This window comes from Haloferula rosea (assembly GCF_016595525.1).
Lineage (GTDB): Bacteria > Verrucomicrobiota > Verrucomicrobiia > Verrucomicrobiales > Akkermansiaceae > Haloferula > Haloferula rosea.
Genome location: NZ_JAENII010000009.1, coordinates 46,746 through 68,173 on the forward strand (window position 1 = coordinate 46,746; position 21,428 = coordinate 68,173).

Genomic DNA, 21,428 nt, shown 5'->3' on the forward strand with positions numbered 1-21,428 from the left:
ACTCCCCGCCGAAGCATCTGAATCTGGCAGAAAAACTCCTTAGGGAGCGTCCTGTGTTTAGGGCCCTTGATAGAAGAAATCAACCCCATTCTTCAAATATATCTTTTGATTCAAGGTGTGATAACTCCAATTACAATTAACCTAACAGAAATAGGAATTCGGAGGCATGGTGTTCTTGGGTGATTTCGGTTTCCGGCGGTTACGCCAGAGTGCCTTCAGTGACGCCGAGTTTTTCCAGTGCGGCGACCTCATCGAGGAGTTCGTTGGCGCTGGCGGTGCCGTCGAGCAGTGCCTGGTAGCTCGAAAGGGTGAGTCGGGTGGTGGCGGCATCTTCGTCGAGCAGTTCGACCCGGAACTTCTTCAGGCCGGTCTTGCGGAGGGCGTCGTGGAAGCGGGCTCCGGTTTGTGCCTTGCCGTTGAAGAGGGTGTTGCGGCAGCCGACGTCGGCGTGGAGCCGGTGGAGTTGGCCGACCCGGTCGCGGAGATGGACCACGTGTTCCTCGCAGGGGCGCCCGCAGTCCTTGTAGCTGGTGCCTTCGCTCATGAAGGTGCAGAAGACGCAGTGCTCCATGTGGAAGAGGGGCATGTGCTGGTGCAGGGTGAGTTCGAACCAGTCGGTGGGCGCTTGGGAAAGGAGGTCGAGGACCTGGGAGATGTTCAGGTCGTAGGAGACGGTGAGGGTGTCCAGTGTGGCGGCTTCCTTGAGCAGCGATGCGGTGATCGGGTTCGCGATATTGAGCGAGAAGTCCGCGGTTTTGACGAGGTCGCTGCGGTCCTTGTAATACTGGAGCGAGGCGAGGTTGCGGAGGAGGAGCCCGTCGGGTTCCGCGCGTTCGATGAGTTTCAGGTAGCCGGTTTCTCCGGGCTTCAGAATGCGCGGGGTGGCGAGGTGAACCGTGGAGCTGGGCGCGGCACTGCTGCGGACGGCGGCCACGGCTTCCTTGTAGCGGCGCGGATCCTCGAAGTCGCAGTAGATCACGTGGATCTGCTCGGCCAATGCGGCGTCGACCTGCTCGAGGGTGCGGCACAGCACGGAGAGTCGGGGGCTGCTGGACGCTGAGTCGGCGATGGTGGATGGCTGGGGAAGGAGGTCGTCGAGGCGGACCTCGGTGGTGGTGATGGGCCTTTCCTGCGGGGCAAGGTCCGAGTCCAACTGGGCGATCAGCTCGCGGCGCAGTCGGTTGAGCGCGGAGATCGCGATGTGGCAGTCGCCTTCCAGTTGGTTGTCGAGGGACGCGAGTTCGTAGCGGGTATCGCCGAGGCGGGAGAGTTGTTTGGTGAGGGTCTCGGTCCCGAGGGGATGTTTGCTGGCGGGCTGAAGCGGGCTTTCGCTCGAGCAACTGGCATGTCCTGATGAGATTACCAGCGGGGCGCCGGGTTGGCCGGTGACCTTGACATGGAGGGGGGTCTTCTTCGGTGTGAGTTTGGCGTTTTGCCAGAACTTGCGGATCTCGGACTCCAGGGAGGGGTCGGAGGTTTTGTAGAGGGTGTTGCCGGGGCGGATGCGCTCGAAGTTGATGCCGCTGTAGGTGCGGTGGAAGACGATGCGCTTGCCCTCGATCTTCCAGATGCGCGCCCCTTGTTCGAGGTCGCGGTTTTCTCCGGCATCGAAGACGACGCCATCGCCTGCCTTCAACGGGGGATCGAGTTCGGCAAGGGGGGCGTCGAGCTCGATCCAGGTGCCGCCGCAATGGGTGATGGTGCCGAGAAGCGGTCCACGCTTTTTTCCAAAGCGACCGTGCGTGAGATAGGGGTGATCGGTCCCGGCGAGCCAGCCGCTGGTGAGCCCGCGGGAGAAGGTCATCTCGAGGCTGTAGCGATCGGCGGCGGTGACGGTTGAGTCACGCTGGGCCATGGCGTCGTCGAGTGCCTTACGGTAAACGCGGGTGACGGCGGCGACGTATTCGGGAGACTTCAGGCGGCCTTCGATCTTGAACGACTTGACGCCGGCGCGGACGAGGTCGGGAATGATATCGACGGCAGCGAGGTCCTGCGGGCTGAGCAGGTAGCGGACTTCCTCCATGTCCTGCGTTTTGCCATCGACGACGAGTTCGTAGGGCATGCGGCAGGCTTGGGCGCACTCACCGCGGTTGGCGGACCGTTGGCCGAGGCTTTCGCTGGTGAGGCACTGGCCGGAGTAGGCGACGCAGAGGGCACCGTGGACGAAGACTTCGAGGGGGGTGATCGTCTGGGATCGTGCGTCTTCGAAGCGACTGATTTCCTTCACCGAAAGCTCACGGGCAAGCACGGCTCGCTCGAGAGGGAATAAGGATTCGACGAATTGCAGTCCTTCGGGCGAGGTGATGGTCATCTGGGTCGAGGCATGAAGCTCGACGTCTGGGGCGATCTCACGGGCCATCTTTGCAAGACCGAGGTCCTGGATGATGAGGGCGTCGACGCCGGCTTCGGCCACCCGGTGAAGCTGGGCTTCAGCGGCCTTGAGTTCACTGGTGAAGATGAGGGTGTTCATCGTCACGAAGCCTTTGACGCCGTGCTTGTGGAGGAACTCCATGAGCTCCGGCAGGTCGTCGTTGGAAAAGTTGTCGGCCCGCAGGCGGGCATTGAAGGCGGGAAGGCCGAAGAAGATGGCATCCGCTCCGGCTGCGACCGCGGCACGGGCGCAGTCCCAGTTCCCGGCGGGGCTGAGGAGTTCAGGAGTGGAGTCGGTCATGGCGGTGCTGGGGGAGGAAACCATGGACTGGTGGGAAAGCACGGACGAAATGCGCTGACGACCGTCCGGCGACTTCCGGATTGATGAGCGAATGGGAGTGGCAGAGGGTGGGTGGATGAGCCCGAGGGGTGACCGAAGCCGAGCAGTGGTGCTGGTGTTGTTTCTCGGATTGCCGGGCTGGTTTTTCTGGGCCGGAGGAAGTGTTTGGGGGCTGCTCTTGGCATTCATTTGGCTGAGCGATGGGTCGGCGGGGTTGTGGCTGGGAGCTCATGATGAACCGGCATTTGTGTGGGTTCTCGGCGCTGGGCTGATGGCTCTGCTTGGACAGGGCATGTTGACATTCGAACGAATTCTTTCGGGCTGCCAGGGCGTCGGTGATGTCTCGATTCGGGGTAGGCGTTTCTTGATGCTGAAGCTGGCACGCGACCTGTGCGTGTCCTTTGGCATCGCGACCCTGGCGCTATTGATGATGAATACTCAGCCTGTGTTGCCGATATGGATCATCCTCGCGGCGGTGTGCGTGCTGGGTATCGCGCTGCATGGCATCGGTGAGCGGGCGGAGCAGCGGTGAGACGGCAGGGCTACGGCAGAAACGTGTGGGGGGATCGCAACTTTATCGGTGCGGGGAGGTTACCCACCTTGCAACCCAAGCGTACGACTCATCATGCTCCCCAAAGCGAAAGACGAATGGACGGTGGAAGAAGCGGCACATCTGGTGCGCCGGGCGGGATTCGGTGCGTCACCGCAAGATATCCGTGAGATTCATGAGCTGGGAAGGGAGAAGGCGGTGGAGAGCCTGCTGTTTCCAGATGAGCCGCTCGATGCCTTTGAGCTGCCGAGCTGGATGGATCCAGGGCGGCTCGCTGAACAGATGCGCGAGCAGATGGCGGCGAATCGCTCGATGCGGGACTCGGAGCGGTCGATGAGTCGGGAGGATGCCGCGGAGGCCCGGCAGAAGAAGCTGCGTGAACGTCAACGCGAGTCACGGCAGCGGATCGTCGAGGGATCCCAGTGGTGGTTTGACCGAATGATGACCACGCGTGCGCCCTTGCGGGAGAAGATGGTGCTGTTCTGGCACGATCATTTCGCCACCTCGGCGCAGAAGGTGAAGAATCCCGCGCTGATGCTGAAACAGAATGACCTGTTCCGTGCGCATGCGTTCGGGAACTTCAAGCACCTGACTCAGCAGGTCCTCAAGGACCCGGCGATGATGCTTTATCTGGACGTGCAGACCTCGAAGAAGGGCAAGCCGAACGAGAACTTCGCGCGTGAGGTGATGGAGTTGTTCACCCTGGGCGAGGGAAACTACACGGAGCAGGACGTCAAGGAAGCGGCACGGGCATTCACCGGCTACACGGTCAATCGGCTGAATGGGAATGTCGGTCACGCAGGTTTCCAATGGGACGGCGGCCGGAAGACGGTGCTGGGGCAGACGGGGCGCTTTGATGGCGAGGATGTGATCGATGTTCTGTTCGAGCAGTCGGCGGCTGCGGAATACCTGCCGTCGAAGCTGTGGGCGTTTTTCGTCGAGGATGAGCCTCCAGCGGTGATCGTGAAGGACCTGGCCCGGACGTTCCGGGAGGGCGGCTTCGAGATCGAGCCGGTGCTCCGTGAGATCTTTCTTTCCCGTGCCTTCTACGACAGCACGGTGATCCGGAATCAGATCAAAAGCCCGGTCCAGTTCCTGATCCAAATGTGCAAGGAGCTTGAAGTGGACGGCTTGCCGCGCGGATATGCGCTGACCTCGCAGGAGCAACTTGGACAAACCCTGTTCCGTCCACCCAATGTCGCCGGCTGGGACTGGGGGCGGGCCTGGATCAGCACGAACACACTGCTGACGCGCTACAACATCGCGGGAGCGGTGACCAAGGGGGCGCAGCCAGCGCAGGGGACCGAGGAGGACGGCGGAAGCATGATGATGGGCATGGCGAATGCTGGCGGCCGGGGAGCGATGTTGGAGCGGATGGTGCAGCGCTCGATGTCCCAGTGGGAAGGCCCGGACTACGAGAAGTTGGTGCCGCGATCCTTGCGGGAGGACCCCGAGGCCGTGGTGGATTCCCTGATCGAGCGACTTTTCCAAGCGGACCCGGGTCCCAAGCAACGCGCGGCATTCGTGGACTACGCGAAGGCCAAGAAGGGCGTGGTGTTCACCAATCATGAAGTCGCCGAGTTGTGCCACCTGATGATGAGCACGCCGCACTATCAACTCACCTGAGGCTCGCTGGAGTTTCCATCTACTAATCCTGATTTCCAAACATGCGATGAAAACGAGACGTGAATTTTTGAGGTCCACGATGCTGGGCGCTTCCTCGGCCTGGACGGTGCCGATGTTCGTCGAGCGGACGTTTGCCGACCTGCATGCCGGCGCGAAGGATCTCGCGACGCAGGCGGTCACCGGCAAGGATGATACGATCCTGGTGGTGCTGCAACTTGCGGGCGGCAATGACGGGCTAAACACGCTGGTGCCCTATGAGGACGATGCCTATTACAACGCCCGGCCGCGATTGGCGAAGCAACGGAAGGATCTGATCCAGCTTGGCGATGGCATGGGGCTCAACCGTTCGATGCCTTTCCTCGGAGAGCTCTACAACGAAGGGGAGCTGGCGGTGGTGCAAGGAGTCGGCTACCCGAATCCGAACCGCTCCCACTTCGTATCGACCTCCATTTGGGAAACCGGCGACACGGCGAATCGATCCAATACTGGCTGGCTTGGCCGCTATTTTGACAACGCCTGTGCGGGTTCCGATCCGACGGTGGGGATCTCGCTCAACAAGACGCAGCCGGAGAGTTTCGGTGCCATGCGGAACCCGGGTGTTTGCCTGAGTTCGCCGGAGCTTTACCGCTGGATCCACAGTGGGGGTGACAAGGATGGAGCGGAGCAGTTCTTCGAATCCCTGAATTCGCCTCAGGCGCCGGTCGACGGGGCGTCGATCGCGGAGCCCTCGGTGGGCAAGGTGGGAGGGATCGTGGGCGAGAGCAATCTGGCCTTCCTCGAGCGGGTCGCGATGGATGCTCGGGTGTCGTCGAAGAAGATCCTCGAGGTTGCTTCGAAGCACCGGAGCCGTGTCCAGTATGGTGGCACGCCGATCTCAAGGAGTCTCAACATGGTGGCCAGGATGATCGCCGGGAAGATGCCGACGCGGGTCTATTACGTCAGTCATGGCGGCTTTGATACCCACAACGGCCAAGCCAACTCGCATGACCGCCTGCTCGGCCAGCTGGACGAGGCGCTGAAGTCGTTCTTCGCCGACCTGAAGCAGCAGGGGAATGCGGACCGGGTGACCCTGATGACCTTTTCCGAGTTCGGCCGGCGGGTTTCGGAGAATGCCAGCGGGGGTACGGACCACGGCAAGGCCTCCTGTCTCTTTGTCGCCGGATCTCCGGTGAAGGGCGGATTCTACGGCAAACAACCGAGCCTGACCAAACTGGACCAGGGGGATCTCAAGCACGGGATCGATTTCAGGAGTGTCTACGCCACGGTGCTCGGAGATTGGCTGAAGACCCATCCGGGGCCGGTGCTGAAGGGGGATTACCCTTCCTTGGGTTTCATGGGCTAACAAAGGGATGGTCTGTTCATTTTGGATTGAACAATTGTCGAATCCCGTTTAGGGACGCCTCGTGCCTGAGATCCAGCAGGATGGAAATGCGCCGTCTCAGGTGCTCAGTTCCTTGGAGCGCCAAGTCGTCGATGTCTTCGTCGATGGGGTGCGTGTCCTCGGGCTACCGCGCTCGGTTGGAGAGATCTACGGCCTGCTTTTCATCAGCCGGGAACCACTCGCGCTCGATGACCTGGTGCAGCGCTTGGGGATCAGCAAAGGTTCTGCCAGTCAGGGACTTAGGACTTTGAAGGGGCTCGGGGCCGTGCGGGATTGTGAGGTGCCGGGAGCACGCCGGACGCACTACAAGGCCGCGGCTGATTTGAAAAGGCTCGTCGGAGGGTTCATCCGCGAACAAGTGCGGCCACACCTGGAAAGCGGTCAGCTGAAAGTGGGCCGGCTTCAAGAGGCGGTCGCGGCGGAGGATGACTCGCAGGCGAGGGAGTTTTACGACGAGAGAGTGGATAAGCTGGAGGGCTGGATGAAGAAGGGGCGGAAAGTGCTCCCCATTCTCCAGAAGATACTGGGCGAATGAGTTCGGATCCGGACGAAGCGAGGTGGTACTGCATCAAGACGCAGCCGAAGCGTGAACACATCGCGGCCGGGCACCTGCGGGAGCAGGAGGGGGTTGAGGTCTTTTGTCCCCGGTTGCGCTACAAAAAGGCCACGCGGAGGGGGAAGGTCTGGTGGGTTGAAGCCCTGTTTCCCGGCTACATCCTCGGGCGCTTTGTGCTCAAGGATTGTGAGCGATTGGTGACTTATTCTCAGGGGGTTAGGGGGCTGGTTCGCTTTGGAAACGTGATTCCGCCAGTGGCGGATGAATTCGTCGACGTGCTGCGGTCCGAAATGCATGCGCGCGACGAGGAGATCGACGAGGAAACCCTGACCGTCGCACCTCAGATTGACGTGGGGGAAGAGGTCGAGGTGGCAAGTGGACCCTTGGGTGGATTTCAGGGGAAAGTGGTGTCGGTTCTGCCCGCCAAGGACCGGGTCAAAGTGCTCCTTGATTTCCTCGGTCAACCGCAGGTCGTCGAGGTCGACTTGTTCTCGCTCTTGCTTCCGCGGAGACCGCTCCCGTGAGGGGAGGACCGAGATTTGTTCATTTTAGATTGAACAATATACGAAATCGCCCATGAACAGGGCGCTGCAGGACTTCTCATGAAGCTTACTGCCTCTCAGATCCCGACATGCTCCTGTGGTTTTGTTCGTGCATTGGACATCCGACCACGGGCGGCAGCGTGTCCAGCTTTGATGTGATCCCATGATTCAGGATACCTCCAACTACCAAGGAAGGATTGCGGTCGTGACCGGTGGCGCCGGCTTCGTGGCGTCTCATTTGATCGATCGCCTCCTCGCCGACGGCCTGAAGGTGGTGGCTCTGGATAATCTGGTGACCGGGGCGATGAGCAATCTGGCGCACTTGGAAAACGATCCGAACTTCTCCTTCATCGAACACGACGTGTCCGAGCCCTATGAGGTCGATGGGGACGTCGCCTTTGTGTTTCACATGGCCTCGCCGGCAAGTCCGATCGACTATGTCGAGATCCCGGTGGAGACGCTCAAGGCCGGCTCCTATGCCACCCACCACGCTCTGGATTTGGCGAAACGGAAGCGGGCCACCTTCCTCGTGGCATCGACTTCCGAAATTTACGGCGACCCCGAAATCCATCCGCAGCCCGAGAGTTATTGGGGCAATGTGAACTCGATTGGGGTTCGCTCATGCTACGATGAGGCAAAGCGCTACGCGGAGGCGGTGACGATGGCGTATCATCGCGCGCACGGCGTCGACACGAAGATCGTACGGATCTTCAATACCTATGGCCCGCGCATGCGTCTCGACGACGGGCGGGTGGTTCCCGCCTTCATCGGGCAGGCTCTGCGCGGCGAACCGATGACGATTTTCGGTGATGGTAGCCAGACGCGGTCGTTCTGTTACGTCAGCGATCTGGTCGAAGGCATTTGGCGACTCGCCCGCTCGGAGTTCCACGAGCCGGTGAATTGCGGCAACCCTCACGAGATGACCATCCGTGAATTCGCCGAAGCCATCGCCGGGATCTTTCAGGTGGAACTGAAGGTCGACGACCGTCCCCTTCCGCCGGATGACCCCAAGGTCCGCAAGCCGGACATCCGTCGGGCAAAGGAGCAGTTGGGCTGGGAACCTCAGGTTTCTTTTGCCGAGGGCATCGGCGAAACGATTGATTACTTCCGGGAAGTGGTGAACCCCGCCTGATCCTGTGGCGACTGAAGTCGATTTCCTGATTGTGGGTGCCGGGTTCTCCGGTCTTGTGATCGGGCAACGGCTCGCGTCTGCCGGCTGGAAATGCGTGGTGGTCGATCGCCGCGATCACCTCGGTGGAAATGCCTACGATGCGCCGGACAAGGCGGGTGTCCTGACCCACCAATACGGGCCCCACTACTTCCGTAGTAATTCTCAACGGATCGTCGACCATCTCTCGCAGTTCACCGGTTGGCATCCCGTCGACTACAAGATCAAGAGCTTCACGGACGGCCGCTACTGGAGCTTCCCGATCAATCTCAACACCTTTGAGGAACTCATCGGCAGGCCTTCAACGGCGGAGAAGTTCGAAGCGTGGCTGGGATCCAACAGGATTGCCATCGACAAGCCCGCCAACTCGGAGGAGATCATCCTCGCCCAGGTCGGGCGCGAACTCTACGAGAAGTTTTTCAAGGGATACACGATCAAGCAGTGGAAGAGGCACCCGCGCGAGCTTGATGCCAGTGTGTGTGGCAGGATTCCCATCCGCACCAACCGGGATGACCGCTATCTTCGCGAATCATTCCAAGCACTTCCGGAGAATGGTTACACGGCGATGTTCGAGCGGATGCTTGATGCCTCCCCGGGCCTCGAACTTCATCTGGGCGTCGATTTCTCCGAAGCACGGAAGCGTTGGACCTGCCGGCATCTGGTCTATAGCGGGCCCATCGATGAATACTTCGGCCGTCGATTCGGCGCACTGCCCTACCGGTCCCTTCGCTTTGAATCGGAGAGCTTCGACGGCGATTCACTCAGGGCGCGCAAGGAGATTTCCGGAAAGAAGGGGTTCTGGCAGCCAGCGATGCAGGTCAACTATCCGGACGAAAACGTTCCATTCACCCGAATCGTCGAGATCAAGCACGCGACAGGGCAGCGGATCGACGCGACCTCCATCGTGCGCGAGTTTCCGAAGGATTGGAGTGAAGGGGATGAACCCTATTATCCCGTCCCTGCGGATGACTCCGCCGCCATCTACCGGCAGTATGCTGAACTCGCTGCCCGGGAGTCCAAGGTGAGCTTCATTGGCCGCCTGGCGACCTACCGATACTACAACATGGATCAGGTGACCGGGATGGCGCTGGCAGAAGCTGAACGCCTCCTCAAGCGATACGGAACACCGATTCCACTCGACCAATCAGAATGAAGAAGCTCCCTCAAGATGCAACCGTTGGAGTCGTAGGTCTCGGCTACGTCGGCCTGCCTCTGTTGCTCGCCTACGCCAAGGCTGGGTACGCCGCTTTGGGCTTCGATGTGGATCCCACCAAGGAAACCGCGATCAAGGCGCGGAAGACCTACATCAAGCACATCCCGGACTCCGAACTTCAGGCGGCCTCCGAGGATGGGAAGTTGGATGCAACAACCGATTTTTCACGCGTCTCCGAATGCGATGCCCTGATTCTCTGTGTCCCCACTCCGCTGGACGAACACTTCGAGCCGGATCTGAGCTATGTCGTCGCGACGATCGAGTCGATCCTACCGGGCCTCAGGGCCGGGCAGGTGGTTAGTTTGGAAAGTACGACTTATCCGGGAACAACGGATGAGGAACTGGTCACGAGGATCGAGGATGCAGGCTTCAAGGTTGGCGAATCGATCCATGTGGTCTACTCGCCCGAGCGTGAGGATCCGGGCAATCCTGAGTTTACGGCCACCAACATCCCGAAGGTTGTGGGGGGAGTGACTCCGGCCTGTCTTGAGGCGGGCGTCGCCTTGTACGACGCCGTGTTCGATGAAGTCGTGCCCGTGAGTTCCTGCAAGGTGGCCGAATTGACCAAGCTGCTTGAGAACATCTATCGTTCGGTGAACATCGGTTTGGTCAATGAGTTGAAGATCGCTGCGGATCGCATGGATATCGACATATGGGAGGTGATTCGAGCGGCGTCGACCAAACCCTTCGGCTTCAAGGCATTCTACCCCGGACCCGGATTGGGTGGCCACTGCATTCCCATTGACCCCTTCTATCTCACCTGGAAGGCACGCGAGTACGGGGTCCATACCCGGTTCATCGAGTTGGCCGGGGAGGTGAACCGGAGCATGCCGAATTACGTGATCCATCGTACAATGGAGGCCCTCAACTCGAGGTGCAAGGCGGTGAAGGGGAGCCGGATCCTTCTTCTTGGCTTGGCCTACAAATCGGATGTCGATGACATGCGGGAGTCCCCGACCTTCGAGTTGCTCGACGGCTTCAAGCGGCTCGGCGCGGATGTTTCCTACTACGACCCTCATGTTCCAGTGGTTGGTCCGACCCGCGAGCACATGGAATGGGCGGGGCATGAATCGGTGGAATGGTCGGAAGAGGTGATCCGCGCCCAGGATTGCGTGGTCATTTCCACCCATCACCAAGTGGTGAACCTCGATGAACTTGCGAAATGGTCTGATCTCATCGTCGACACGCGGAATGCCATGGCTTCGGTCGTGACCCCGGAAGGTCTGGTGGTGAAATCCTGATCCGGGCGAGTCCACGTGGTCGTTGAAACCATCTAGTCGCGCAGGCAAGACAACAATCCTCCGAGAGTAAGGTCCGATGAAAAAAATCTATATCTCAGGTCACCGCGGCATGGTGGGTTCCGCTTTGGTGCGGGAAGCCGGGCTTCGCGGAGGATTTGATATTCTGACGGCGGGCCGCGATCGAGTTGATCTCTGCGACCAGACAGCGACCTTTTCGTTTCTGGAGGAAGAGCAGCCTGAGATCGTGGTGATTGCCGCCGCCAAGGTTGGCGGGATTCATGCGAATTCAACCTATCCCGCCGATTTCATTTACGAGAATCTCGCCATCGCTTCTAATCTGGTGGAAGGAAGCCGCCGGGCTGGTGTCGAGCGGGTGCTCTTCCTCGGGTCGTCTTGCATCTATCCCAAGCTGGCACCTCAGCCAATGCCTGAAGATTGCCTCCTGACGAGTCCACTCGAGGTCACGAACGAAGCCTACGCGATTGCCAAAATTGCAGGCCTCAAATTGTGCCAGCACTATCGTGCCCAGCACGGGTTGCTCTACCATTCGGCGATGCCCACCAATCTCTACGGGCCCGGGGACAACTACCATCCGGAAAACTCGCATGTGATCCCGGCGCTGATCCGCCGCTTTCACGAAGCCAAGGAGTCAGGAGCCGAAAGCGTGACGATCTGGGGAACGGGCACTCCCCGCCGCGAATTCCTGCACACCAAGGATCTCGCGGAAGCGTGCTTTCATCTGCTCGAACTCGATAACCCACCGGACTGGGTGAATGTGGGAGTGGGTGAGGATGTTACAATCCTCGAACTTGCCCAATGGGTCGCTCGGACAGTCGGGTATCAGGGCGAAATCCTGACGGACCCAAGCAAGCCGGATGGCACGCCCCGGAAGCTCATGGATGTTTCCCGCCTCAAGGGCACCGGTTGGGAGCCGAAGATCGGATTCGAAGAGGGTCTGGCTGAGGCTTACCGGGATTTTCAGGCCTCTTTGGCCGGAGGGAACGCACGCCTCTGACCGATTTTCGGTTTCGGCCGTTTACACTCATACCAATGCCGGTCGTGTCCGGCACCCCCCCAAAAAAAACATGAAGAAAGCACTCATTACGGGAATCACCGGTCAGGATGGTTCCTATCTGGCGGAGTTCCTCCTTGAGAAGGGCTACGAGGTTCACGGTATCAAGCGGAGAGCCTCGCTGTTCAATACGCAGCGTGTGGATCACATCTACGAGGATCCCCACGTCGAGAATGCCCGGTTCAAGCTCCACTACGGCGACCTGACGGATACATCGAATCTGACGCGGATTCTGCGCGAGGTCGAACCGGATGAGGTTTACAACCTGGGTGCTCAGTCCCACGTCGCGGTTTCATTCGAGGCCCCGGAATATACGGCGGATGTGGATGCGATCGGTACCCTTCGCCTGTTGGAGGCAATTCGCTTCCTTGGGCTGGAAAAGAAGACCCGATTCTATCAGGCGTCGACCTCCGAGTTGTATGGCTTGGTCCAGGAGATCCCCCAGAAGGAAACCACTCCCTTCTATCCCCGGTCGCCTTATGCGGTGGCGAAGATGTATGCATACTGGATCACCGTGAATTACCGGGAATCCTACGGCATGTATGCCTGCAATGGCATCCTGTTCAATCACGAGTCCCCGCGCCGTGGAGAGACATTCGTGACCCGCAAGATCACCCGAGGTGTGGCCAATATCGCCCAAGGTTTGGAGGATTGCCTCTACCTGGGCAACATGGATGCCCTTCGCGACTGGGGCCATGCGAAAGACTACGTCCGGATGCAGTGGATGATGCTGCAGCAGGAGAAACCCGATGATTTCGTGATCGCTACCGGCACTCAGATTTCGGTGCGTGAGTTCGTGAAGCTTTCCGCCACTGAAGCGGGAATCTCCCTTGAGTTCAGTGGATCCGGTGTGGATGAGATTGCTACGGTAACTGCCGTAAATGCGGATCTCGCTCCCGAGGTTTCAGTGGGTGATGTGATCGTGCGTGTGGATCCGCGGTATTTCCGCCCTGCGGAAGTTGAAACACTTCTGGGTGATCCCACCAAGGCCAAGGAGAAGCTGGGTTGGGTGCCTGAGATCACCGTCGAGGAAATGTGTTCCGAGATGGTTGCGTCCGATCTGGAGGTCGCGCGTCGCCATGCGTTGCTCAAAGCACACGGTCATCACGTGGCGGTCTCAAAGGAGTGATCATCATTCCGTTCTCATTTCAGGTGAATCCGGACGCTTCGAGCGACCAACTCCCCATCATTCAATGACCAAGGTTTTCGTCAGTGGCTGCTATGACATCGTGCATGGAGGCCATCTCCAGTTTTTCGAGGAGGCGAGAGCCTTGGGTGATCATCTGACGGTGTCGTTCGCCTCGGAAGAGGTCTTGTGGATCCACAAACGCCGCAAACCGTCGATTCCCGACGAGCACAAGAAGGCGCTGCTTGATGGCATGCGGGTCGTGGATGCCGTGGTGATCGGAGACAGCCACGAGGAAGGCCTGGACTTCAAGGAGCATTTCCTTGCGATTCGTCCGGACATCCTCGCCGTCACGGAAGATGATCAGTATGCCGATCTGAAGCGTGCTCTCTGCGCGGAGGTCGGTGCCCGCTATGTGCGTCTTCCAAAAACGCCTCCGCGTTTCCAGCCGGTGTCCACGTCGTCCATCGTGCGCTGGGTGCAGGCTCCTACCGAGGCGCCACTCCGTGTCGACTTCGCTGGCGGTTGGCTGGATGTGCCGAGGTTTTCGCGCCCGGGGGAGTTCGTGGTGAATTGCGCGATCTCGCCCATGGTTTCGCTTCGGGATTGGAGCTACGAAAAGCAGTCCGGTCTCGGGGGGAGCGGTGCCTGGGCATTGCTGAACGGTCGCTGTGGTATCGAATCCGAGATTGATCTCGGTGTGGGTTGGCAGGATCCGGCGGTGATCCGGGAAACCGGACTTTGCGTGTGGCGATCGGGCGAAAAACCGTCCCTTGATTTCAAACAAAGTGGGGACTTCCTGCGAGGAAAGATGGCGATCCTCTGGACGGGCAAGCAGCATGACACTCCCGGCGTGGTGGGTGTTCCACGGGATTACGACCGCATCGCGGAATCCGGCCGCTTGGCTCGGACCGCGGTGATGGAATCCGATCTGGATAAGCTTGGTCAGGCCGTGGCCTTGTACCACCAAACCCAGTTGGACGAAGGGATGGATCGTCTGGAACCTGTCGCAAACTCGATCAGTCACAAGTACTGTGGCGGCGGCTATGGAGGTTATGCCTTGTATCTTTTCGCATCGGCGACCGATCGGGATCGTGCGGTCGGCGAGAATGAGAACGTTCAGGCCATCGAGCCCTTCATCCGCTGACTTCTGTTGGAATGAAGACCGTTCGTGTCATCGGGCTGCCACTGGCCTGCACCGACTACCAAGGGGCGGTGACCTGGATTTTCGAGAAGGCACGATGCGGTTCTCAGGCCTACGCGGTCGAAGCCGCCAATACGCACGTCGCGGCCATGAGCCGACACGAGCGCAGCTTCAGGGCGACGATGGAGCGTTTCGACCTGATCGTGCCCGACGGCATGCCCCTCGTCTGGTCGCTGAATCTCCAACTTCCTGAATCCGATCAACTCGAAGACCGTGTTTACGGGCCGACGTTGATGCTGGAAACGATCAAGGCGTCTGAGCGTCACGATGACTTGAAGCATTTTCTCCTCGGCGGCAAGGAGTCGACTCTCGAGAGCCTCCAAACCAACCTCGACGAACAGTTTCCCGAAGCGACGATCGCCGGCAGCTACTCACCGCCATTCGGTGAGTGGCCGGAAGATGAGTTCGAGCGGATTTGTGCGAAAATCGTCGAGTCCGGAGCCAACCTGATCTGGGTCGGTTTGGGGTGCCCCAAGCAGGAGGACTGGATCGCCCGTCACAAGGATCGGCTGCCGGCGGGGGTCTATTTCGGGATCGGTGCGGCATTTGCGTTTCACGCAGGTGAGGTGTCCCAAGCTCCGGCAGTCATTCAGAAGGCCGGGCTGGAATGGGCGTACCGCCTCGCAGCGGAACCCCGCCGCCTCTTCAAGCGCTATCTCGTCCACAACAGCCTGTTCGTGTGGTATTCTCTATGGGACCACGCACGGGCTCGGTGATCCGTCCGTCGGTCTGCGACGTCGACCTGCCACCGAGCCAGATTTCCTACCCCCATTTCCGACCATGTCAGCGACACACATTCATCCCAGCACGACGCTTCCACGGCACTCGAAAGAAGTCCTTCTGAAGCAAAAAGGCTGCGTACTCTGGCTCTGCGGCCTCTCGGGCTCAGGCAAGTCCACCATCGCCAACGCCCTTGAGCACGTCCTTCATGACAAAGGGCGATTTGTCGTCCGCTTGGATGGCGACAACCTGAGGACCGGTCTCAACAACAATCTCGGCTTCAGCGACGAAGACCGGCTTGAGAACATCCGGCGCACCGCCGAACTTGCCAAAGTGCTGGCTGACAACGGGGTGATCGTGCTCTGCTCCTTGATCACGCCCCGCGGTCACCTCCGCGACCTCGCTCGCGGTATTCTCGAGGACGATTTCGCCGAGATCTACGTGAAGGCCGACTACGCCACCTGCGAAGCGCGGGATCCGAAGGGGCTCTACGCCAAGGCCGCGGCCGGCGAGGTAAAGCAGTTTACCGGCAAGGACAGCAGCTTCGAGGAACCCCAGGAACCCGACCTGATCCTCGATACCGAGAATCTAAGCGTCCAAGACTCGACCTTTGAAGTGCTGGAGTTCCTTCGGAACAAAGGGATTGCGTCTTAACATTACCAAGTCACCCAATTAAGTAATTAATTCTTGCCAAAGTCGCGAGCAAGAGTGTTTCCTCCGCGCCGTCCGGCTTTCTGACAAGGGAAAGCCAAAGTTCTGCAACCACGGTTTCCCATGCCCAACTACCAACTTTCCCACCTCGACCAGCTTGAAGCTGAGGCGATCTTCATCCTGCGTGAAACGGCCGCCCAGTTCCAGAATCCAGGACTTCTCTTCTCCGCGGGTAAGGACTCCATCGTGATGGCGTGGCTCGCAAGGAAGGCGTTCCATCCTTCCAAGCTTCCTTTCCCGTTGGTCCACGTCGATACCGGGCACAACTTCCCGGAGACCATCGAGTATCGCGACGAGTTTGCCGAAAAGATGGGTGCCCGGCTCGTGATCGGATCGGTCCAGAAGTCCATCGATGACGGCAGGGTTGTAGAAGAAACCGGAGCCGATGCCTCACGCAACCGCCTCCAGACGACGACACTCCTCGACACCATCGAGGAACACAAGTTCGACGCCGTGCTCGGCGGAGGCCGGCGCGATGAAGAAAAGGCCCGGGCCAAAGAGCGCTTCTTCTCCCATCGCGACGACTTCGGTCAGTGGGATCCGAAGAACCAACGCCCCGAACTTTGGAACCTCTTCAACGGCCGCATGCAACCCGGCGAAAATTTCCGCGTCTTCCCACTGTCCAACTTCACTGAGATGGACATCTGGATGTACATGAAGCGTGAGGGCATCGTTCTTCCCAGTCTCTACTACGCCCACGAGCGCGACACCATCGTTCGGAACAACACCATCCTGGCGGTCAGTGAGTTCGTCCAACCCCGCGAAGGCGAAGAAGTGGTGAACCGGAGGATCCGCTTCCGTACCATGGGCGATGCCACCATCACCGGCGCCGTCGAATCCGACGCCGATACCATGGACAAGATCATCGAGGAAGTCGCCGCCGCCCGCCAGACCGAACGTGGCAATCGTGCCGATGACAAACGTTCGGAAACCTCCATGGAGGACCGTAAGAAAGAAGGTTATTTCTGAAGCCAGCCTCCGCCCTTCATCCACCAACTCAGGCACTTTCCACTTTTCACTTCACACTTGGCACTCCCGCTCAGCGGGCAATCACCATGGACCTTCTTCGTTTCACAACCGCCGGTTCCGTCGACGACGGCAAATCCACCCTCATTGGCCGCCTTCTCTATGATTCCAAATCGATCTTCGAGGATCAGATGGAAGCCGTGGAAGAGAGCTCACGCCGTCGCGGTGACGAGAACGTCAACCTTGCCCTTCTGACCGACGGTCTCAAGGCTGAGCGCGAGCAGGGCATCACCATCGATGTCGCCTACCGCTACTTCGCGACACCCAAGCGCAAGTTCATCATCGCCGATACACCGGGGCACATCCAGTACACCCGCAACATGGTGACCGGCGCCTCCACCGCCAACCTCGCCATTATCCTCGTCGATGCGCGCAAGGGCGTGATCGAGCAGACCAAGCGACACAGCTTCATTGCCAACCTGCTGCGCATCCAGCACGTCGTGGTGGCCGTCAACAAGATGGACCTCGTCGATTATTCGCAGGAGGTCTATGACAAGATCGTCAGCGACTACCAGGAGTTCGCATCCCGACTGGACAACATCGTAGACATCACCCCGATTCCGATTTCAGCGCTGAATGGCGACAACGTCGTCGACAAATCCGAAGCGATGCCATGGTTCCAGGGTTCGTCCCTCCTTTACCATCTCGAGAACGTCTATGTCGGGGGAGAAGAGAACCATGTTGATGCCCGCTTCCCGGTCCAGTGGGTGATTCGCCCACAGAGTGATGAGTGGCATGACTTCCGCGGATTCGCAGGTCGGGTCGCCGGTGGAGTCTTCAAGCCAGGCGATGAAGTCACCGCGCTACCGTCAGGTTTCAGATCGACCATCAAGGAGATCCACACTGCCGAAGGCAGCCTCGACGAGGCCTTTGCCCCCCAGAGCGTGACCATCACCCTGAACGACGAGATCGATATCTCGCGGGGTGACATGATCGTCAAAGCGAACAATCCCCCCGAGGTGGGCCAAGACCTGGAAGCAATGATCTGCTGGTTTTCGAACAAGCCGATGGGTCACCGCGCCAAGCTCATCCTTCGTCAAACCACCCGCGAAATGCAGGCGGTGGTGAAAGAGGTGAAATACCACGTCGACATCAACACCCTGCACAAAGTGGAAGGGATCGATGGTTTCGCGATGAATGACATCGGTCGCATCACCCTGCGCACCGCCAGCCCCGTCATCCACGACCGCTACCGCCGCAACCGTCACACCGGTTCCTTCATCCTCATCGACCCCGGCACGAACGAAACCGTGGCGGCGGGGATGATTGTCTGAGGCTCAAAAGGAGAGCGGACAATCCTACCCGCTAGGAAAAATTACCGGGATACAACCGGCTACCAGAACACCGGGTTTCCGGCCTCCTTCAACTTATCCCTCTTCGCCTTCCTCACTCCTTCCCTTTGCAATCCTGAGGAGTTTGCGATCTATTCCTAGGCATGAGGAACTCACTACTGATATCTCTGATGCTGATCCTCGCAGTGACTGCCTCCGATCTCGGTAAGTTGCAGGACTCCTTCATGACCCGCTATGATGCGGTCAATCAGGAACGTGATGCCGCACTTGAGAAGCTGACGGCGAGCTACCTTGGTGCGTTGGAGCGGCACATGCAGAAGGTGAAGGCGGGTGGGGACCTTGAGCAGGTTTTGCCGGTTCGTGACGAGATCAACGCCGTCAAACAAGACGCGGCCGCGTTGCCAGAACTGCCGCATAGCGTGGGGCGCCAGCTGCGTTCGATGCGCACCAAATTCTCGGCCGCACGGGCCACCATCGTCCAGATCCACGCGAAGTCGCTGGTCGATCTTGCTGACAAAATGAACGCAGCCCTTGCCAAGGAGGAAAGCGAACTGACCAAAGACGGTAAGATCGACGAGGCCCTATCGGCCAAGCGGATGAGGGAGACTCTGTCGATGGACGCCGGAATTGCGGCGGCCAGATCGAGTCAGAAAGCGGAGAAGGCAGCGATGGGGCGCGTGGAGTGGATCAACCTCGTGGATGGACGGATCACACCCATGGGACGTGCGACCTATCTCGGTCGGATCGGTGGCGAGGGCTACGAGAAATTGCATGAGAAAATGCGTGCTCGGTTCGAAGAGATTGATGACGGAGAAGGCCAGCTTTTCGTTGCCTTGGCACCAGTGGCTTTCGAGTTGAATTTTCCGCAACCCGTTTCCAAGTTGGAGGCCAAAGGTTTCGCGGCGAATCGGGGCGGGAGAGCCAAGTTCGAAGTCGAGGCACGCGGCGTCACCGTGGTTTCCAAAGAGGTGGACGCCGACGAGGACCCGACGGTCCGTCTGGATTGCGAATTCGAGCCGACGAAGCGTCTGCTGATTCGGGTCGATCGGATCGGTAAAACCGGTATCTGGACTGCACTGCTCGATGGTAGGGTGCGATGACCGGATGGGGGGAAGCCTCTCCGCGGAGCCACGAGGATAGGGAAACTGGTGCCTGAGTCGCCGATCCGTAAGATGTCTGCTCTTGTCTTTCTGCATATACCGAAGACCGCAGGAACAACTTTTCACAAAATCCTCACTCATCAATACCATCCAAGAGAGGTGGTCATTCGCCATGACTCGGAAGGCCCTCTCCCGAGTGACCTGATCGAGCGCATGACCGGATCCAACGCCCAGGTGAAGTTGGTCCTGGGTCACCTGAGTGCCCGGTTTCATCAGGTGCTTCCGGACGTCCGTTACTTGGTGTGCCTACGCGATCCGGTTGGTCGAATCCGCTCTCACCACGAACACGCCAAGGCCGATGCGTCGCATTACCTGCACGAAGCGGCGCGGACTATGAGCCTCGGTGACTATGCTTTGTCCGGTCTCTCGGGTGAGCTGCGGAATGGAATGGTCCGAATGCTGGCAGGCGTGGAAGACTTCGATCAAGCCGAGGTGGATCACAGCACCTTGGCAACGGCGCTGGAGGTTCTCAGGACTCGGACTCACGGATGTGTGCTGACTTCTGACTTCGATGAAACACTCCTGTCGCTTTCCGGACGGATGGGTTGGAAGACACCGTGGTACATTCGGCGCAAGGTCGGACGTGGAGATCGGCAACCGCTCGATCCCGGTGTGCGGCAGGTGATTGAGGAAGTGAACCGTTTCGATACTGAACTCTATCGATGTGCCCTTGAGTCGTGGAGGGCTGAGCAAGGAACTCTCGGTCCGGGCTTTGGGAAAGAGGTCGACACCTTCAGGCGCAAGAATCGCACGCTTGGTCGTGCCGTCTTCCTCGCTCGGGAGGCTTGTCGACGAATTGGTGCTGACTTCCCGGCCTGAGGAAATGGCCCTCGCTCTCTCAAAGATTCACAGGTTTCCCGATGTTGCCTCGCGAACTCGGACCTCCGAAGTCGGTCTGCCGGGTTGCAAGCAAAAGGGCAATTTTGAATCCGTGAAATTGCATGAAACTGGCCCTTCCTGCGCCCTATCCCGTCGGCAGCCTTGCCGCATTGGGCGGGTGCGAAGCACCCGGCCATCATGCCACGTGGTTGCCGCGGATCTCCCGGCTGCTGCAACGACATTCCGACTTCGAGATCCACTGGCTCACCTGCAGCAAGGAAGTGAGCGAAATCCGGGTGATCGAGGAGAATGGGCAAACCTTTCACATTCTACCTCGTGGAAGTCTTGGAATTCAGATGCTGAGTCGGTTCCGGCACGAGAGACGAGAGTTGTTGGCCTGTTTGAAACGCATCCAGCCGGATCTCGTTCACGCTTGGGGGACCGAGGAAGGATATGGCCATTTGGCAGTCGATTGGCCGGGCAAATCCGTTCTTTCGATGCAGGGCATCCTTACCGAATGTTGTCGGGCCGTCGCTCAGCCATTGTTGATGCGGGTCCAGGCGAAAGGTGAGCGGCATGTTATGAGCCGGATCATGAACCTGACAGTGGAGTCGTCGTGGGGCCGGGAAAAACTGCAGCGTCTGGCGCCCCAAGCCTTGATTCAGAGGCTTGAATACGGCGTGGCATCGGAGTTCTTTGATCTACGAAGGCAGCCTGCATCGAATCCCCTCGTTTTGTTTGTTGGCACTCTGTCGAGGTTGAAAGGAGTCGACCTTCTGCTTGAGGTGTTCCGCGACCGACGGCTGCGCCACGTTGAATTGGTGCTACTCGGTGACGGTCCGCTCCGACGGATGGAATCCAAAATGTCCGCGAACGTTCGTTTTCTCGGACATCGTCCTCGTTCGGAGGTGTCCGATTGGATGCGGCGCACATGGTGCTTGGTGCATCCAACCCGGGCCGACACGGCACCAAACGTAGTGAAGGAGGCTCGGGTCGGGGGCATCCCTGTGATCACCACCCCTACGGGAGGGCAGACCGACTATGTGGTGGACGGCCGCTCCGGATATCTTCTTCAGGCCGGGAATCGTGAGGGAATGATTGGAAAAATTCTCCAAATCACCAGCAGCCTTGAAGGCTCGCTGGCGATGGGGCGGACCGATCAGCAACGTTGCCGACGCATGCTCAACTTCGAAAGGATTTCCCGGAATCTTGGTGAGGTTTACGCGAACATCCTTCCCTCCGCGGCATCTGTCGACTAGCGTTCCGGGCCGCGTTTTTTGACGTGTTCCGCCCGACCGTGATCCGATGATC

General features: G+C 59.2%; 19 protein-coding genes. 18 read left to right on the forward strand and 1 reads right to left on the reverse strand.

Translation table 11 applies throughout. The features are described from left to right. Positions 1-199: 199 nt before the first annotated feature. Complete coding sequence (locus JIN81_RS12220) at positions 200-2,695, reverse strand: peptidase U32 family protein (RefSeq protein WP_234044820.1); 2,496 nt, start codon at positions 2,693-2,695, stop codon at positions 200-202. A gap of 124 nt (positions 2,696-2,819) precedes the next feature. On the opposite strand from JIN81_RS12220, the gene JIN81_RS12225 reads away from it, so the two are divergent. The 18 genes from JIN81_RS12225 to JIN81_RS12310 all read left to right on the forward strand — a co-directional run bounded on the left by JIN81_RS12225 (position 2,820) and on the right by JIN81_RS12310 (position 21,376). Beyond that, the gene (locus JIN81_RS12225; protein ID WP_200279877.1) at positions 2,820-3,242 is read left to right on the forward strand and encodes a hypothetical protein; all 423 of its coding nucleotides are present in this window, start codon (positions 2,820-2,822) and stop codon (positions 3,240-3,242) included. Between the two features lie 93 nt (positions 3,243-3,335). Continuing rightward, the gene (locus JIN81_RS12230) at positions 3,336-4,886 is read left to right on the forward strand and encodes a DUF1800 domain-containing protein (RefSeq protein ID WP_200279880.1); all 1,551 of its coding nucleotides are present in this window, start codon (positions 3,336-3,338) and stop codon (positions 4,884-4,886) included. A gap of 79 nt (positions 4,887-4,965) precedes the next feature. Further along, positions 4,966-6,228: a DUF1501 domain-containing protein gene (locus JIN81_RS12235; RefSeq protein ID WP_234044822.1), complete on the forward strand. Its 1,263-nt coding sequence runs from the start codon at positions 4,966-4,968 to the stop codon at positions 6,226-6,228. 61 nt (positions 6,229-6,289) lie between these two features. After that, positions 6,290-6,802, forward strand: coding sequence for a GbsR/MarR family transcriptional regulator (locus JIN81_RS12240; protein WP_200279886.1), 513 nt, complete (start codon positions 6,290-6,292; stop codon positions 6,800-6,802). Continuing rightward, positions 6,799-7,347, forward strand: coding sequence for a transcription termination/antitermination protein NusG (gene nusG / locus JIN81_RS12245; protein ID WP_200279889.1), 549 nt, complete (start codon positions 6,799-6,801; stop codon positions 7,345-7,347). Before JIN81_RS12240 ends, nusG begins: the two co-directional genes overlap by 4 nt. Positions 7,348-7,528: 181 nt before the next feature. Continuing rightward, complete coding sequence (locus JIN81_RS12250; protein ID WP_200279892.1) at positions 7,529-8,497, forward strand: UDP-glucuronic acid decarboxylase family protein; 969 nt, start codon at positions 7,529-7,531, stop codon at positions 8,495-8,497. A 4-nt stretch (positions 8,498-8,501) separates the two neighbouring features. Further along, complete coding sequence (glf, locus tag JIN81_RS12255; protein WP_200279895.1) at positions 8,502-9,686, forward strand: UDP-galactopyranose mutase; 1,185 nt, start codon at positions 8,502-8,504, stop codon at positions 9,684-9,686. Next, complete coding sequence (locus JIN81_RS12260) at positions 9,683-10,987, forward strand: nucleotide sugar dehydrogenase (RefSeq protein WP_200279898.1); 1,305 nt, start codon at positions 9,683-9,685, stop codon at positions 10,985-10,987. Before glf ends, JIN81_RS12260 begins: the two co-directional genes overlap by 4 nt. A 76-nt stretch (positions 10,988-11,063) precedes the next feature. Continuing rightward, complete coding sequence (locus JIN81_RS12265; protein ID WP_200279901.1) at positions 11,064-12,002, forward strand: GDP-L-fucose synthase family protein; 939 nt, start codon at positions 11,064-11,066, stop codon at positions 12,000-12,002. A gap of 70 nt (positions 12,003-12,072) precedes the next feature. Beyond that, positions 12,073-13,188 carry a GDP-mannose 4,6-dehydratase gene (gene gmd / locus JIN81_RS12270; RefSeq protein WP_200279904.1) on the forward strand — a complete coding sequence of 372 codons (1,116 nt, stop codon included), beginning with the start codon at positions 12,073-12,075 and terminating at the stop codon, positions 13,186-13,188. Between the two features lie 64 nt (positions 13,189-13,252). Beyond that, on the forward strand, positions 13,253-14,332 hold the full coding sequence (locus tag JIN81_RS12275) for an FAD synthase family protein (protein ID WP_200279907.1): 1,080 nt from the start codon (positions 13,253-13,255) through the stop codon (positions 14,330-14,332). An 11-nt stretch (positions 14,333-14,343) separates the two neighbouring features. Then, entirely contained in the window at positions 14,344-15,105 is a 762-nt protein-coding gene (locus JIN81_RS12280) for a WecB/TagA/CpsF family glycosyltransferase (protein WP_200279910.1), read from the forward strand. Between the two features lie 64 nt (positions 15,106-15,169). Next, positions 15,170-15,763 (forward strand): adenylyl-sulfate kinase, encoded by a 594-nt coding sequence (gene cysC / locus JIN81_RS12285; protein WP_200279913.1) that lies wholly within the window; start codon positions 15,170-15,172, stop codon positions 15,761-15,763. Between the two features lie 120 nt (positions 15,764-15,883). Further along, the gene (gene cysD / locus JIN81_RS12290) at positions 15,884-16,789 is read left to right on the forward strand and encodes a sulfate adenylyltransferase subunit CysD (protein WP_200279916.1); all 906 of its coding nucleotides are present in this window, start codon (positions 15,884-15,886) and stop codon (positions 16,787-16,789) included. 86 nt (positions 16,790-16,875) lie between these two features. Then, on the forward strand, positions 16,876-18,120 hold the full coding sequence (gene cysN, locus JIN81_RS12295; protein WP_200279920.1) for a sulfate adenylyltransferase subunit CysN: 1,245 nt from the start codon (positions 16,876-16,878) through the stop codon (positions 18,118-18,120). Positions 18,121-18,281: 161 nt separating this feature from the next. Beyond that, positions 18,282-19,238 (forward strand): hypothetical protein, encoded by a 957-nt coding sequence (locus tag JIN81_RS12300; protein WP_200279923.1) that lies wholly within the window; start codon positions 18,282-18,284, stop codon positions 19,236-19,238. Positions 19,239-19,397: 159 nt separating this feature from the next. After that, entirely contained in the window at positions 19,398-20,117 is a 720-nt protein-coding gene (locus JIN81_RS12305; protein ID WP_325100884.1) for a hypothetical protein, read from the forward strand. A gap of 122 nt (positions 20,118-20,239) precedes the next feature. Next, positions 20,240-21,376, forward strand: coding sequence for a glycosyltransferase family 4 protein (locus tag JIN81_RS12310; RefSeq protein ID WP_200279929.1), 1,137 nt, complete (start codon positions 20,240-20,242; stop codon positions 21,374-21,376). The last annotated feature ends 52 nt before the right edge of the window (positions 21,377-21,428 follow it).